The organism is Luteibacter sp. NPDC104163 (assembly GCF_055584245.1).
This window is the reverse complement of the sequence record NZ_JBVJMK010000001.1, coordinates 1-14,021: the sequence shown is the minus strand read 5'-3', so window position 1 is coordinate 14,021 and position 14,021 is coordinate 1. Positions and strand designations below refer to the sequence as shown.

Sequence of the window (14,021 nt, the reverse complement as noted above, 5' to 3'; positions counted from 1 at the left end):
GTTTAAAACTCGGCGCTCCCTGCCGCACGGGGATACGGGATGGCATCACGGATGTTGCCCAGGCCGCAGACGTAGACCAGCAGGCGCTCGAAGCCCAGGCCGAAGCCGGCGTGGGGCACGGTGCCGTAGCGGCGCAGGTCGCGGTACCAGTTGTAGGTGTCCTTATCGAGCTTGAACTGGTCCATGCGGCGATCGAGGTAGTCCAGGCGCTCTTCGCGCTGGGCACCGCCGATGATCTCGCCGATGCCGGGAGCCAGCACGTCCATCGCGGCCACGGTCTTGCCGTCGTCGTTCAGGCGCATGTAGAAGGCCTTGATCTCTTCCGGGTAGTTCATGACGACCACGGGACGGCCCACATGTTCCTCGGCGAGGAAGCGCTCGTGCTCGGTCTGCAGGTCGACACCCCAGGCCACCGGGTGCTCGAACTTCTTGCCGGACTTCTGCAGGATCGTGATCGCATCGGTGTAATCGATGCGCTCGAAGGGCTTCGCGATGAAATCCTCGAGGCGCTTCACGGCGCCCGGCATCACGCGTTCGTCGAAGAACGCCATGTCGTCGGCGCGCTCATCGAGCACGGCCTTGAAGATGCCCTTCAGGAACACCTCGGCCAGGTCGGCGATGTCGCTGAGCGTGGCGAAGGCCACTTCCGGCTCGACCATCCAGAACTCGGCCAGGTGGCGCGTGGTGTTGGAGTTTTCGGCGCGGAAGGTGGGGCCGAAGGTGTACACCTTGCTCATCGCCATGGCGTAGCCCTCGACGTTGAGCTGGCCCGACACGGTGAGGAAGGCTTCGCGGCCGAAGAAATCCTTCTTCCAGTCGATGCCGCCCTTGTCGTCGCGGGGCAGGTTGGCGAGGTCGAGCGTGGACAGGCGGAACATATCGCCCGCGCCTTCGGCATCGGACGTGGTGATGATCGGGGTGTTGATCCAGAAGAAGCCCTGCTCCGTGAGGATGCGGTGGATCGCCATCATCATGGTGTGGCGCACGCGGGTGACGGCGCCGAACAGGTTGGTGCGCGGGCGCAGGTGCGCCACTTCGCGCAGGAACTCCATGGAGTGCTGCTTGGGCTGGATCGGGTAGGTGAGCGGGTTCTCGACGAAGCCGGTGACCTCGATCTTCGTGGCCTGGATCTCGAAGGCCTGGCCCTTGCCCTGCGAGGGCACGAGCTTGCCGGTGGCGATGACGCCCGCGCCGGCCGAGAGATTCTTCACGTCAGTCTCGTAATTGGCGAGATCGGCCGTGGCCACCACCTGGATGGGGGCGAAGCAGGAGCCATCGCTCACGTTAACGAAGGAAAGGCCGCCCTTGGATTCGCGCAGGGTGCGTACCCAGCCGCGAACCGTGACTTCATGTTCCGCCGCGGCCGTGCCGCCGGCGAGGGCCTGCTTGACGCTTACCACCGTCATATCGATTGAAACTCCAGAAAGGGCGCCGCATATCGGGCGGATAGGAACATGACCCTGTATAATAAAGTAACGGTCGCGTGAACGGCACCGTCCCCTGGGTATACCACGGCAAGAAAGCGTTTTGATGAGCATCCAGATCACTCCCGCCGCGTCCGATCGCATGCGCGCCTTCCTCGCGAAGGCGCCCGAGGCCGCGGGCGTCCGTTTTGCCGTGAAGCGCATGGGCTGCTCGGGTTTCGGCTACGTGGTCGACCTGGCAGGGGCCATCGCCCCGGAGGACCAGGTGCTGGATATCGACGGCATCCGGGTCGTGGTCGATCCCAAGAGCCTCCCGCTGGTCGATGGCACCCTCATCGATTTCCAGCGCCAGGGGCTGAACGCCTCCTTCGTCTTCCACAACCCCAATGCCACCGGGGAATGTGGGTGCGGCGAGTCGTTTACGGTCTCTTGACCTAACTCCCTCATTCTCCTTAAAATGCGCGGCTACCTCTCCGTCCGGAGGGGTTTCTTGCCTCACCGGTTCGCCCGGGAGGCTGCCATCCCCGCAAGGGGTGCATCCACAAGGAGCCACCATGCGTCATTATGAAGTTGTGTTCCTGGTCCACCCGGACCAGAGCGAACAGGTGCCCGCCATGATCGAGCGTTACAAGACGCTGATCGAAGGCGACAACGGCAAGATCCACCGTCTCGAAGACTGGGGCCGCCGCCAGCTGGCTTACCCGATCGAGAACCTCGCCAAGGCTCACTACGTGATGCTGAACATCGAGGTTTCCCAGAACGCGCTGAACGAGCTCGAGACGGGTTTCCGTTTCAACGACGCCGTCCTGCGCCACCTGGTCATCCGCCGTGACGAAGCCGACACCGAACAGTCGTTCATCCTGAAGAGCAAGGAAAAGGATGAGCAGAAGGGTTCGCGTGGCCGCCGTGACGACGACAGCGACGACCGTGGCGTCAACGACAACGATCGCGACAGCGACGATTAATCGGGGAATACAGACATGTCCAAGTTTTTCCGCCGCCGTAAGTTCTGCCGTTTCACCGCCGAGGGCGTGAAAGAGATCGATTACAAGGATCTCAACACCCTGCGCCAGTACATCACTGAGAACGGCAAGATCGTCCCGAGCCGCATCACCGGCACGAAGGCCCGCTACCAGCGCCAGCTGGCGACCGCTATCAAGCGCGCCCGCTTCCTGTCGCTGCTGCCGTACACCGACAACCACGACGTCTGATCGTCCTGGCGCCTTGCTCCCTTAAAGGGCAGGGCGCCTGGTTCAGGCGAACATTTCGGACAACCGTCCTGGCTGCATGGGCCACACCCGTGCTAACGAAAAGGAAAATCCCATGGAACTCATCCTCCTCGAGAAGGTGAAGAACCTCGGTAACCTCGGCGACAAGGTCAACGTCAAGCCGGGTTACGGTCGTAACTTCCTCCTCCCGACCGGCAAGGCCGCTCGCGCGACCGCCGCCAACCTCGAAGCGTTCGAAGCACGTCGTGCCGAGTACGAAGCCAAGGCCAAGGACCAGCTGTCCGGCGCCGAGGGTCGTGCCGCCAAGCTCGACGGCGCCGAAGTCACCATCGAAGTCAACGCTTCGCCGGAAGGCAAGCTGTTCGGCTCGGTCACCCCGCGTGACGTGGCAGAGGCCCTGACCGCCAAGGGTCTGCCGGTCGACAAGAGCGAAGTGATCCAGGCCGAAGGCCCGTTCCGCAACACCGGCGAGTACGACGTCATCGTCGTCCTGCACGCCGACGTGCAGCAGACGGTCAAGGTCAAGGTCGTCGGCGCGTAAGCACCGCACCACCGCAAGATCCGGAGACGGGCGCCCATGTGGCGCCCGTTTTCGTTCGTGGCTCCTACATTTCTCATGTGAGAGTCGGCCTGCTCTATCTCAGATGTTCCGATACAACGAGGTAAAACAACGCACTGCAAGCCACGCGTTGGCGCCGCCGAGCTCGCCTGCCTACATTCGCTGGTCAAGCAAGCGGCAGGATCAGGTAGTCGATGAAGCAGTGGTGGTGGCGGTCATGCATGGGCGTGGCCGGGAGTTCGATGGCGGGGATGTCGGCGTACGCCGCGGAAGTGCCCCAGGAAAGTGCGCCGTACATCGAGGCGCGCTACCGATACAGCAACCTGCACTCCGATGGTAAGCCTCGACGCGGCCATGCCAACACGGCGCGCCTGCAACTCGGCTACCACTGGGTCATCGGCGATGGGTGGAGTGCCTACGGCGAAGGCATCCGGACCTGGTCCCTGTTCGGCCGGCAGTACGACGACGGCTCGGCGCGGATCACCCCTTACCCCACCGAGGCCGATCCTTCGTCCACCGGCATCACCAACGCCTGGGTCAACTACGCGGGCGACGATCTCGCCGTGCGTGCCGGCCGCCAGTACGTGCTGCTCGATAACGGGCGGTTCTTCAGCAGCAACGGGTGGCGGCAGAACCTGCAGTCATTCGACGGGGCGCGCATCAGCTGGCGGCCCGTGGATGGCGCGGTGCTCAGCTACTACTGGCTGGGCCGTGTGAACCGCACGGTGGGTGCCGATTTCCATGATCGCGACCAGCGCCGATGGAAACTCGACGCGCACATGTTGCATGTCGAGCAGGCCTTGCCCGTCGGCAAACTCACCGGATACGGCTACTTCGTGCGTAACGACACGGCGTCGGCCAACTCCGTGAAGACCCTCGGGCTGCGTTATACCGGCAGCGAGACCCTCGGACAGCGCGGGCCTGTGCTCGCCTGGACCGCCGAGTGGGCGCGCCAGTACGACTACGCCAACAACCCGGCTGACTTCAGCCTTGGCTATCACCTGGTCGACGCCACTATCGGCTACGCGCCGCTATCGGTGCGCTTTGGCGAGGAGAAGCTCGGTGGCAACGGGCGCAACGCGGTGAACGTCGCTTATGGCGCGGCACGGGCCTTCAATGGCTGGGTCGTGGCCTTCCGCATCCCCAACAGTGGGCTGAGCGAACGTTTCGTGGGTTTGCAGGGTGCGGTGGACGTGGGAAGGCCGGCGACGTGGCAGGTGACGTACCGCCACTTCCGGCCTGTGCAGGGCCGGGCGATGCTCGGCGATGAAGTGGATATCGGCCTGCTGGTGGATCTTGGGCGCGGTTTCTCGGTGGACCTGCAGTACGGCGACTACCGCGCGCATCGCCATGGCGTGGATGAACGGAAGTTCTGGCTGATTGGCGAGTACCGCTACGGAAAACCGCCGAAATAGCCCGCATCGTGGCTTTCCCACAACTTATCCACAGACTTATCCTCTCAACGCGTGCGACCCCGGCGCGTATCATGGCGGCACGGCAACCCGGGCCCGGGTCAGTGCCGGCTGCATGACGAGGTAATCCATGTCCTTCAATCCCGAGCGCGGCAACCGCGGCGAACGTGGTGAGCGCGGTGAGCGCCGCCGCCGCGAGCCCTCCGCCATCGATGCCCTTCGCGTCCCGCCCAATTCGATCGAGGCGGAGCAGGCGGTGCTGGGCGGCCTGATGCTCTCGCCGGATTCGCTGGACAAGGTGGCCGACAAGCTCACCGACGAGGATTTCTACCGCAAGGATCACCGGATGATCTGGCGGGCCATCAATGAGCTGGCCGGCAAGGGCATGCCCTGCGACGCCATCACGCTCGGCGAGTGGTTCCAGTCCAACGACATGGACGAGATGATGGGCGGCCCTGCCTATCTGCTCGAGCTCGCGAACTCGACGCCCAGCGCCGCGAACATCGCGGCCTATGGCGATATCGTTCGCGAGAAGTCCGTGCTGCGCAAACTGATCGATGCCGGTACCGCGATCACCGAGGATGGCTTCCGCCCCGAGGGCAAGAGCGTCCAGGAAGTGATGGAGCTGGCCGAGCAGCGCGTGTTCCGTATCGCGGAATCCGGCGCGCGCGGCAAGAAAGACATCGTCTCCATGCGCGAAGCCGTGAGCGACGCGTTCCGCCAGCTGACCGAGCGCTACGAGAACCGTGGCCAGCTCACCGGCCTGTCGACGGGCTTCACCGACCTGGATGAACTGACCGCGGGCCTGCAGCCATCCGACCTGATCATCGTCGCGGCGCGTCCCTCGATGGGTAAGACCGCGTTCGCGCTGAACCTGGCCGAAGCCGCCGCCATGCGCTCGAAGAAGGCGGTAGCGGTGTTCTCGATGGAAATGTCGGCCTCGCAGCTGGCGTTCCGTCTTATCTCCTCGCTTGGCCGCATCCACGCGCAGCACCTGCGCAACGGCGACCTGGCCGAGGAGGACTGGCCGCGGGTCACCTCGGCGATCACCATGCTTTCCGACGCCAAGATCTTCATCGACGACACGCCCGCGATGTCGCCGGTGGAAATGCGTTCGCGCTCGCGCCGCCTCCAGCGCGAGCACGGCCTGGGCCTGATCGTCATCGACTACCTGCAGCTCATGCAGATCCCTGGCCATAGCGAAAACCGCGCGACGGAAATCTCGGAGATCTCGCGCGGCCTGAAGGCACTGGCCAAGGAACTCAACGTTCCGGTCATCGCGCTCTCCCAGCTCAACCGCTCGCTGGAACAGCGCGCCGACAAGCGCCCCATGATGTCCGACCTTCGCGAATCCGGCGCTATCGAGCAGGATGCGGACGTCATCATGTTCATTTACCGCGACGACTACTACAACAAGGAATCGCCCGATAAGGGCCTGGCCGAGATCATCATCGGCAAGCAGCGTAACGGCCCGACCGACACCGTGAAGCTGGCCTTCCTTGGCCACTACACCAAATTCGAGAACTGGGCTCCGGATTCCTACGTAGGCACGTTCGACTGATCGGCGTACCCTCGTCCCATCGACGGGGGTACGCATGGCCAGCGACCACTACGACGTCCTGATCATCGGTGCCGGGCTCTCCGGAGTCGGCATGGCCTGCCGGCTGGCCATGGCCTGCCCGGGCAAGCGCGTGGGCATCTTGGAGCGGCGCCGCTCCATGGGGGGCACCTGGGACCTGTTCCGCTACCCCGGCGTGCGTTCCGATTCCGACATGTTCACCTTCGGCTTCGGCTTCCGGCCGTGGAACGAGCTGAAGGTCCTGGCGGACGGGCCGGCGATCCTCAAGTACATCCACGATACGGCTCGCGCCTGGTCCATCGAGCGGCTCGTCCGTTTCGGCATGCGCACCACGCATGCGTCGTGGTCCTCGGAGTCGTCGCAGTGGACCGTGACGGCCCGGGACGAAGACGACATCGAGCATCGGTTCACCACGGACTTCCTCGTGGGCTGCACGGGCTACTACGCCTACGAACAAGGCTACGTGCCTGATTACCCCGGCCGGGAACGGTTCCAGGGGCAGTTCGTGCACCCACAGCACTGGCCGGCGGATATGTCGTGGGAGGGGAAGCGCGTAGTGGTGATCGGTAGTGGCGCCACCGCGATCACGCTGGTACCGGCGCTTGCGCGCGAGGCGGCCCACGTCACGATGCTGCAGCGCTCGCCCGGCTATGTGCTTTCCGTTCCCTCGCGCGATGCCATTTCCTCGCTACTGCTGCACGTGTTGCCTGAGCGCACCGTGTACCGCTGGGCGCGTGGCCGCAACATCGCATTGCAGCGGTTGCTATATCGCGCGGCGATGCGCTGGCCGAGGCGCATGCGTTCCCTGTTGCTGGCTGGCGTACGGCACCGGCTGGATGGCGCCGCTTCGCTCGCCGACTTTTCACCGTCGTACGATCCGTGGACGCAGCGACTGTGCGTCGTTCCGGACAACGACCTGTTCGATGCGTTGCGCGCGGGGAAGGCCTCGGTGTGGACCGACACGGTGGCCTCGTTCACGCCGACCGGCCTCAAGCTCGCATCGGGCGCGACCCTCGATGCCGATATCGTCGTCAGCGCCACGGGGTTCAAATTGCAGGTGCTTGGCGGCATGACGCTCGATGTCGATGGCGAGGCGCGCGATCCCGGCAAGCTTCTGACCTACAAAGGCGTGCTCCTCGATGGCATCCCAAATGCCGCGGTGCTGTTCGGGTACATAAACGCCTCGTGGACGCTGAAGGTCGATCTTGCCGCGCAGTACGTCTGCCGCCTGTTGGCCTGGATGGAGGCGCGCGGCGTTAGGGCGGTCGCCCCGAAGTCGCCACCGGGCGAGGCCACCGAGGCCTGCATCATGGATGCCCTCCGCGCCGGCTACGTCATGCGCGGCGAATCGCAACTGCCCAGGCAGGGCAGGGGGCGCCCCTGGCAAGTCACCCATCGCTACGAGATCGACCGCCAGGTCCTCCTCGAAGAACCGATCGACGACCCGGTTCTCGAAGCCCGATAACGCCTTTGGGGCCCCTGTGGGAGCGCGCTTGCGCGCGATTTCTCACGCCAACGGCTAGCTGCCCGGACGCAGATGCGGCCCCACCCGCCGCTCCAGCAGCATCACCAACTCCGGTTGCATGTAGTCAAAGTCATCCGGAATGTCGACGCAGAGCAATCGCGCCTTCCCGAGTCCCTTTCGGAACCCATTCCGCAACTTCGCCAGATGCGCCTTTTCCATGACGACAATCAGCTCCGCCCACTGCACCTGCTCCATGGTCAGGAGGCAATCCGCATCATGGTTCACGCCCGCGGAGTCGGTCTCCACGCCTGGCCATGATGCGAAAACCTGCTCAGCCGTGGGGCTGCGCAGGCGGTTCTTGCCACAGAGAAAGAGGACACGGGTCATGGGCCTATCCTAGCCGGTATGTGACCGCCTCCCGTTGCACTGGTCCACCGATTCATCGACTATCGGCGGTGGCCAAGAAGGCCGGGGGAGGGAATCCATGCGCTGTTTCGTGCACCACGATAGGGATGCTGTGGCCGTGTGCCGCAGTTGCTTGAGTCGCTAACGCACTCTTTTGAGGGATACAGCATGCTCCGTACCGTGCTCGTCGCTTTTCTTGCAGGTTCCACCCTGGCTGCCGCCGCCGCAGACCGCCAGGTACTCCCGGAACACCCCACGGCAGACCAGAAGACCGATATCGAAAACCGCCTCAACGACTGGCCGCAGCTGGGCCGCTATGCGAAGGAGAACGCTACCGTCCCGGCGCTGAAGCCGGGCGAGAAGCGCGTCGTCTTCATGGGTGACTCCATCACCGACGGGTGGGGACGGCAGGTCGGCGAATTCTTCCCGGGGAAGGGCTACATCAACCGCGGTATCAGTGGCCAGACCACGCCGCAGATGCTGGTGCGTTTTCGCGCCGACGTCATCGCACTCAAGCCTTCGGTGGTCGTCATCCTTGCCGGCACCAATGACATCGCTGGCAACACAGGACCTGAGTCGTTGCAGACGATTGAAAACAATCTCACTTCGATGGCTGAACTTGCCCGCGCGAACGGCATCCATGTCGTCATCGCGAATCTGCTGCCGATCAGTAATTACAACGATCCCACGTCCAGCCAGCGCAGGCCGCCGGCGGACATCAAGGCGCTCAACACGTGGATTCGTGACTACACCGCGCGCGAACACCTTGGCTTCATCGACTATTTCAGCGCGACGGTCGACAAGACCGGCCAGTTGCGTGCGGATCTCAGTGGCGATGGCCTGCATCCGAACGCGGCGGGTTACGTGATCATGGCGCCGCTCGCGCAGAAGGCGATCGACGAGGCACTCGCTGACAAGCGGTCCTGATTTGTAGGCGATTGCCCACAACTGCGAGTGGGTAATTCGCACGCGATTTTAGGAGTTCTCCTAATCGAGTCCTTGCGCGACGACCGATAGCATTCAACGGTCTCGCGACAGCCTGTCCGTCCACGCGCCCGAAGCCCGGGCAGGTTTTTCTTTCCGGGCGCGCAAGGACAGGGACCCCTCATGGAACTCTTCAACAAGCAGGCCGCCATTCTCGTGGCGGCTATCGGCAGCACGTTCGCGCTTTCCGCGTGCAATGCCAGCAACCCGCTGGTCACGAAGTCACAGCGTGAGCACGAGGCCAAGGTGCAGGCGATTCCTCACTGCACGAAGAAACTTGGCAGCATTTCGGTGATTGAGCCCGAAGCCGCCGTCCACTGGTGGACCGAGCAGCAGCTGCCGTCGCCCACCAGGCTCATCAAGGTTTTCGTACAGAAATCCGGCTGCTTCACGCTGGTCGATCGCGGCATGGGCATGGGTGCGGCCATGCGCGAGCGCGAACTCGCGGCGGGCGGTGACCTGCGTGGCGGCTCGAACCTTGGCAAGGGGCAGATCAAGGCAGCCGATTACGTGATGGTGCCCGACCTGATCTCGAGCAACCGCGACGCGGGCGGTGCAGGTATCGGCGCGATTGTCGGTGGCCTCATCGGGGGTACGGCGGGTCGTCTCGCCAGCAACGTCGTGATCAACTCGAAGACGGCCGACGTGGTGCTCACGGTGACCGACGTCCGCTCGTCGGAGCAGGTGGCCATGACCGAGGGCCACGGCGAGAAGAACGATCTCGGGTTCGGCGCCGCCGGCGGCCTGTGGGGCTCGGAGATGAGTGGCAAGGCGTCGGTCGGCGCTTACGCAAGCACCACCCAGGGTCAGGTGATTACCGCCGCTTACCTCGATGCCTACACCAAGCTGGTCACCGAACTCGGCGGCCTGCCCGGCAACGCATCCGCGGCCAACACCCGCCAGTCCGGCACGGTCAACAAGCCCAGCACGCTGCGCGCCAGCGCCGATGCCAAATCGAAGGTCGTGCGCAAACTCGACCCCGGCATGGCCGTGTACCCCACGGGCGACAAGATGGGCGTGAACTGGGAAGTGGAAGACGAGCACGGCAACCGCGGCTGGCTGTCGTCGGAAAACTTCGACCTGGCCCGCTAACGCCGTTGTGGGAGCGCGCTTGCGCACGATGGGCCTGGCCGCGAGCACCCATCGCGTGCAAGCACGCTCCCGCAGCGCGCTCCCACATGCCCCTGGCCCGGCCGCGCCATGCCCTCGCCACACGGTTGCCCGTTGGATCCCGCTAGACTGGGTGGCCTTCTTCCCCAGCATGGCCGCTTTCGATCCATGAGCCGTACCACCGTCGCCACCATCCATCTCGGTGCCTTGCGCCATAACCTGGCCCGCGTTCGCGCGATGGCCACCGGCGCTCGGGTCATGGCGGTGGTGAAGGCCGATGCCTACGGCCACGGCCTGGAGCGGGTGGCACGGGCGCTGGATGGCGAGGCCGAGGCATTCGCCGTGGCCGCCATCGCCGATGGCCTGCGCCTGCGCGCGGCGGGGCACAAGCAGCGCATCGTCGTGCTTTCCGGGCCGGATACGCCTGCGGATATCGCGGAAATGCAGCGCCTGAGGCTGGAGGCACTGATCCACCACGACGCGCAGTTGCCGTGGCTGGCGAAGGCCGATCCGGCGCGTGGCGCCCTGACGGTATGGATCAAGGTCGACACGGGCATGCACCGGCTCGGGTTCGCGCCAGTGCGCGCCCGCGAGGTCCATGCCTTGCTCCGGGCCATGCCGGCGATCGGGCCGGAGATTGGGCTCATGACGCATTTCGCTTCCTCCGAGGAATTCGAGGGGCACGACACGGCCGCGCAGATCCAGCGCTTTCGTGAGGCTACCGAAGGGCTGGATGGTCCCCGCGCGCTGTCGAATTCGGCCGCCGTGCTCGGCTGGCCCGATGCCCGTGGCGACTGGGTCCGCACCGGCGGTCTCCTGTACGGCTTGTCCGTCGTGGAGGGGCGCAGCGGGGCCGATTTCGGCTTCCGCCCCGCGATGACACTGGCGACGCGCCTGGTCGCGATCAACCAGCTCACCAAGGGTGAGCGCGTCGGCTACAACGGCACCTACACCTGCCCGGAGGACATGGCTGTCGGCGTGGCCGCCATCGGTTACGGCGATGGCTACCCGCGCAGCGCGGCCCAGGGCACGCCCGTGCTGGTGAATGGCCAGCTCGCACCGCTGGTCGGCCGGGTATCGATGGACCTGATCACGCTCGACCTGCGCGGCGTGCCTGACGCGCGCGTGGGCGATCGCGTCACCCTGTGGGGCGCGGGCCTGCCGGTGGAAACGGTGGCCGCCGCCGCGGGGACGATCTCGTACGACCTCACCTGCGGCATGACCCGTCGCGTACTCTTCGTGGAAGACGAGGGCTGACGCCCGGTATCGCACCGTGCGACGCGGGTGCGTTATATAGCCCGCCTGCTTTTGAGGAAGACCGATCACATGGCCAAGGCCAAGACCGCCTACGTCTGCACCCAGTGCGGCGCGGAACACAGCAAGTGGCAAGGCCAGTGCGCCGAGTGCGGCGAGTGGAACGTGCTCTCCGAGTTCGTGGTGCAGCCGGCCAAGCCGAATGCCGTGGCGACGCCGGGCGCACGCCGCGGTGGTTACGCGGGCGGCGCCTCGGGTGCTCCGCAGATCACGCCGCTTACCGAGGTGCTGCTCACCGCCGAAGCGCGGACCAACACCGGTATCGGTGAACTGGACCGCGTGCTGGGCGGCGGCCTCGTCGATGGCTCGGTCGTGCTGATCGGTGGCGACCCCGGCATCGGCAAATCCACCTTGCTTCTGCAGATGCTGGGAACCCTGGGCGTGACGCTGCCCAGCCTGTACGTCATCGGCGAAGAATCGCTGGCCCAGGTCGCCGGGCGTGCCCAGCGCCTCGACCTCCCGCTCGCGCCGCTGCACGCGCTTGCCGAGACCTGCATCGAGCGCATCCTCGAGCAGGCCGCCGCGGCGCGCCCGCGCGTGCTGGTCATCGACTCCATCCAGACCATCTGGACCGAGATGCTCACCGCTGCGCCGGGCTCGGTCAGCCAGGTGCGCGAATCCGCGGCCAAGCTCACCCGCTTCGCCAAGGAAACCGGCACGTCGGTGTTCCTGGTGGGCCACGTGACGAAGGAGGGCGGCATCGCCGGTCCCCGCGTGCTCGAGCACATGGTCGATGCGGTGCTGTATTTCGAGGGCGAATCGGGTAGCCGTTTCCGCGTCCTGCGCGCTTTCAAGAACCGCTTTGGCGCGGTGAACGAGCTCGGCGTCTTCGCCATGTCGGAGAAGGGCCTGCGCGAAGTGCCGAATCCCTCCGCCATCTTCCTCTCCGCACACGCGGGCCCGACGCCCGGTAGCGCGGTAATGGTGACGCGCGAAGGCACGCGCCCGCTGCTCGTGGAAGTGCAGGCGCTTGTCGACCAGTCGTCGCTGGGCAACCCGCGCCGCGTGGTGCTCGGCCTGGAGCAGAACCGGCTTGCCATGCTGCTGGCCGTCCTGCACCGCCATGGCGGCGTGGCCGCCTATGACCAGGACGTGTTCGTCAACGTGGTCGGTGGCATCCGCGTGCAGGAAACCGCCTCGGACGTGCCGGTGTTGATGGCGGTGCTATCGAGCCTGCGCGACCGGCCGCTGCCGGAAAAGACCATCGCTTTTGGCGAAGTCGGCCTGTCTGGCGAAATCCGCCCGGTGCCAAACGGCGAGGAGCGCCTGAAAGAAGCCGCCACCCACGGTTTCCGCCGCGCCGTCGTCCCCGCCGCCAACGCGCCCAAGCGCGGCCGCGTGGGCGATATGGAAGTCATCGGCGTGGAGCGCCTCTCCCAGGCCATCGACGCCTCGCGGGAGTGAATCGCGCGCAAGCGCGCTCCCACAAATAACCGGTGTGGGAGCGCGCTTGCGCACGAACTAGCCATGTGGGAGCGCGCTTGCGCGCGATAAGCCAACGAAGCGGAGACGCCGAGCCCTCAGGCCGTGCGATGCAGGATCAACTCCAGCACCAGCTTCGTGCCGAAGAACGCCAGCAGCAGGATCGCCATGCCGGTGAGCGTAAGGTTCACCGCGCGGATGCCGCGCCAGCCGTAACGCCAGCGTCCCCACAGCAGGACGCCGAAGACCACCCACGCCACGATCGATAGCACCGTCTTGTGCACGAGGTGCTGGCTGAACAGGTCGCCTACGAACAGGGCGCCGGTGACGAGGGTAAGCGTCAGCAGGACGAAGCCGACCGCGATCAGGCGGAACAGCAGCACCTCGGTCAGCGTGAGCGGGGGCAGGGCGCGGACCCAGTGGCCGAACCGGCTGCGCCGCAGGGCGCGTTCCTGGATGGCCAGGAGGATCGCCAGCGCGGCGGCCAGCGACAGGAAGCCGAAGGCGAACACAGCGATCGTCACGTGCATCTCGATCTGCCAGGTCATCGCCATGGGGGCGGTGCGCGGCGCGAGGAAGGCATCGATGGCGAGGAAGGCGGCCGACAACGGGAAGATCAGGATGCCCAGGCCGGCGACCGGGCGGGAAAAATTCACCACGAGCGTGAGCGCCGACGCGATCCACGCCACCAGCGACAGCGCGGCGAAGAAGTGCAGGTCCAGCGTGCCGCGGTGCGCCCCGAGCAGGGCGCCGGCATGGGCCAGTGCGGCCACCAGCGCAAGCGCCATGCCCCAGCGGGCCAGCGGCTGGCCGCCCGTCACCAGCGGCCGGGCGAGGACGCCGGCGGCGGACAGGTAGAAAAGGATGGCGGCCAGCGAGAGGGTGACGATCATGGAGGCGGAGTGTGGCATAGGGGATCGGGGAGCGGAATGCGACACAGTGGCATTTGCCGCCGCGAGCCTCTCGCCCCCCGCCCTTTGTGGGAGCGGGGGGGGGGGCGGGGGGGGGTGGGGGGGGGCCCCGCCCCCCCCACCGCGCGCCCCCAGGGGCCGGACGGCGGAGGCACTCTGTACACCCCCCCCCGGCCCGGCCCCGCCCGGGCACACCCGCGGGCACGG

General features: G+C 65.8%; 14 protein-coding genes. 11 read left to right on the top strand and 3 right to left on the bottom strand.

What is annotated here, in order from left to right; all coding sequences use genetic code 11:
• Positions 1-2 precede the first annotated feature (2 nt).
• Positions 3-1,406 carry an asparagine--tRNA ligase gene (asnS, locus tag ACZ6YI_RS00070; protein WP_465776904.1) on the bottom strand — a complete coding sequence of 468 codons (1,404 nt, stop codon included), beginning with the start codon at positions 1,404-1,406 and terminating at the stop codon, positions 3-5.
• Positions 1,407-1,530: 124 nt separating this feature from the next.
• On the opposite strand from asnS, the gene ACZ6YI_RS00065 reads away from it, so the two are divergent.
• From ACZ6YI_RS00065 to ACZ6YI_RS00035, 7 genes are all read left to right on the top strand, one after another.
• The gene (locus ACZ6YI_RS00065) at positions 1,531-1,857 is read left to right on the top strand and encodes a HesB/IscA family protein (RefSeq protein WP_440326095.1); all 327 of its coding nucleotides are present in this window, start codon (positions 1,531-1,533) and stop codon (positions 1,855-1,857) included.
• 121 nt (positions 1,858-1,978) lie between these two features.
• On the top strand, positions 1,979-2,389 hold the full coding sequence (gene rpsF / locus ACZ6YI_RS00060) for a 30S ribosomal protein S6 (protein WP_429243262.1): 411 nt from the start codon (positions 1,979-1,981) through the stop codon (positions 2,387-2,389).
• Positions 2,390-2,404: 15 nt separating this feature from the next.
• Positions 2,405-2,635: a 30S ribosomal protein S18 gene (rpsR, locus tag ACZ6YI_RS00055; RefSeq protein WP_045830959.1), complete on the top strand. Its 231-nt coding sequence runs from the start codon at positions 2,405-2,407 to the stop codon at positions 2,633-2,635.
• A 112-nt stretch (positions 2,636-2,747) separates the two neighbouring features.
• On the top strand, positions 2,748-3,194 hold the full coding sequence (gene rplI / locus ACZ6YI_RS00050; RefSeq protein ID WP_440326093.1) for a 50S ribosomal protein L9: 447 nt from the start codon (positions 2,748-2,750) through the stop codon (positions 3,192-3,194).
• A gap of 212 nt (positions 3,195-3,406) precedes the next feature.
• Positions 3,407-4,627: an alginate export family protein gene (locus ACZ6YI_RS00045; RefSeq protein ID WP_465776903.1), complete on the top strand. Its 1,221-nt coding sequence runs from the start codon at positions 3,407-3,409 to the stop codon at positions 4,625-4,627.
• A gap of 127 nt (positions 4,628-4,754) precedes the next feature.
• Positions 4,755-6,185: a replicative DNA helicase gene (locus ACZ6YI_RS00040; protein WP_247327988.1), complete on the top strand. Its 1,431-nt coding sequence runs from the start codon at positions 4,755-4,757 to the stop codon at positions 6,183-6,185.
• Between the two features lie 34 nt (positions 6,186-6,219).
• Positions 6,220-7,668, top strand: coding sequence for a flavin-containing monooxygenase (locus ACZ6YI_RS00035; protein WP_465776902.1), 1,449 nt, complete (start codon positions 6,220-6,222; stop codon positions 7,666-7,668).
• Positions 7,669-7,722: 54 nt separating this feature from the next.
• Here ACZ6YI_RS00035 and ACZ6YI_RS00030 read toward each other — a convergent pair whose 3' ends face one another.
• On the bottom strand, positions 7,723-8,055 hold the full coding sequence (locus tag ACZ6YI_RS00030) for a low molecular weight protein tyrosine phosphatase family protein (protein ID WP_465776901.1): 333 nt from the start codon (positions 8,053-8,055) through the stop codon (positions 7,723-7,725).
• Positions 8,056-8,241: 186 nt separating this feature from the next.
• Between ACZ6YI_RS00030 and ACZ6YI_RS00025 the strand changes: the two genes are divergently transcribed.
• From ACZ6YI_RS00025 to radA, 4 genes are all read left to right on the top strand, one after another.
• Complete coding sequence (locus ACZ6YI_RS00025) at positions 8,242-9,000, top strand: SGNH/GDSL hydrolase family protein (RefSeq protein WP_465776900.1); 759 nt, start codon at positions 8,242-8,244, stop codon at positions 8,998-9,000.
• 180 nt (positions 9,001-9,180) lie between these two features.
• Complete coding sequence (locus tag ACZ6YI_RS00020) at positions 9,181-10,149, top strand: CsgG/HfaB family protein (protein ID WP_465776899.1); 969 nt, start codon at positions 9,181-9,183, stop codon at positions 10,147-10,149.
• 186 nt (positions 10,150-10,335) lie between these two features.
• The gene (gene alr / locus ACZ6YI_RS00015) at positions 10,336-11,424 is read left to right on the top strand and encodes an alanine racemase (RefSeq protein WP_465776898.1); all 1,089 of its coding nucleotides are present in this window, start codon (positions 10,336-10,338) and stop codon (positions 11,422-11,424) included.
• A gap of 69 nt (positions 11,425-11,493) precedes the next feature.
• Entirely contained in the window at positions 11,494-12,885 is a 1,392-nt protein-coding gene (gene radA / locus ACZ6YI_RS00010) for a DNA repair protein RadA (RefSeq protein WP_465776897.1), read from the top strand.
• A 116-nt stretch (positions 12,886-13,001) separates the two neighbouring features.
• Here the strand turns inward: radA and ACZ6YI_RS00005 are convergent, their stop codons facing one another.
• Positions 13,002-13,814, bottom strand: a complete 813-nt coding sequence (locus ACZ6YI_RS00005; protein WP_465776896.1) for a cytochrome C assembly family protein — start codon at positions 13,812-13,814, stop codon at positions 13,002-13,004.
• Positions 13,815-14,021: the final 207 nt, after the last annotated feature.

Bases quoted from the DNA above. Each gene is read 5' to 3' on its own strand.
- asnS (WP_465776904.1), bottom strand. From the start codon at position 1,406: ATGACGGTGGTAAGCGTCAAGCAGGCCCTCGCCGGCGGCACGGCCGCG.
- ACZ6YI_RS00065 (WP_440326095.1), top strand. From the start codon at position 1,531: ATGAGCATCCAGATCACTCCCGCCGCGTCCGATCGCATGCGCGCCTTC.
- rpsF (WP_429243262.1), top strand. From the start codon at position 1,979: ATGCGTCATTATGAAGTTGTGTTCCTGGTCCACCCGGACCAGAGCGAA.
- rpsR (WP_045830959.1), top strand. From the start codon at position 2,405: ATGTCCAAGTTTTTCCGCCGCCGTAAGTTCTGCCGTTTCACCGCCGAG.
- rplI (WP_440326093.1), top strand. From the start codon at position 2,748: ATGGAACTCATCCTCCTCGAGAAGGTGAAGAACCTCGGTAACCTCGGC.
- ACZ6YI_RS00045 (WP_465776903.1), top strand. From the start codon at position 3,407: ATGAAGCAGTGGTGGTGGCGGTCATGCATGGGCGTGGCCGGGAGTTCG.
- ACZ6YI_RS00040 (WP_247327988.1), top strand. From the start codon at position 4,755: ATGTCCTTCAATCCCGAGCGCGGCAACCGCGGCGAACGTGGTGAGCGC.
- ACZ6YI_RS00035 (WP_465776902.1), top strand. From the start codon at position 6,220: ATGGCCAGCGACCACTACGACGTCCTGATCATCGGTGCCGGGCTCTCC.
- ACZ6YI_RS00030 (WP_465776901.1), bottom strand. From the start codon at position 8,055: ATGACCCGTGTCCTCTTTCTCTGTGGCAAGAACCGCCTGCGCAGCCCC.
- ACZ6YI_RS00025 (WP_465776900.1), top strand. From the start codon at position 8,242: ATGCTCCGTACCGTGCTCGTCGCTTTTCTTGCAGGTTCCACCCTGGCT.
- ACZ6YI_RS00020 (WP_465776899.1), top strand. From the start codon at position 9,181: ATGGAACTCTTCAACAAGCAGGCCGCCATTCTCGTGGCGGCTATCGGC.
- alr (WP_465776898.1), top strand. From the start codon at position 10,336: ATGAGCCGTACCACCGTCGCCACCATCCATCTCGGTGCCTTGCGCCAT.
- radA (WP_465776897.1), top strand. From the start codon at position 11,494: ATGGCCAAGGCCAAGACCGCCTACGTCTGCACCCAGTGCGGCGCGGAA.
- ACZ6YI_RS00005 (WP_465776896.1), bottom strand. From the start codon at position 13,814: ATGCCACACTCCGCCTCCATGATCGTCACCCTCTCGCTGGCCGCCATC.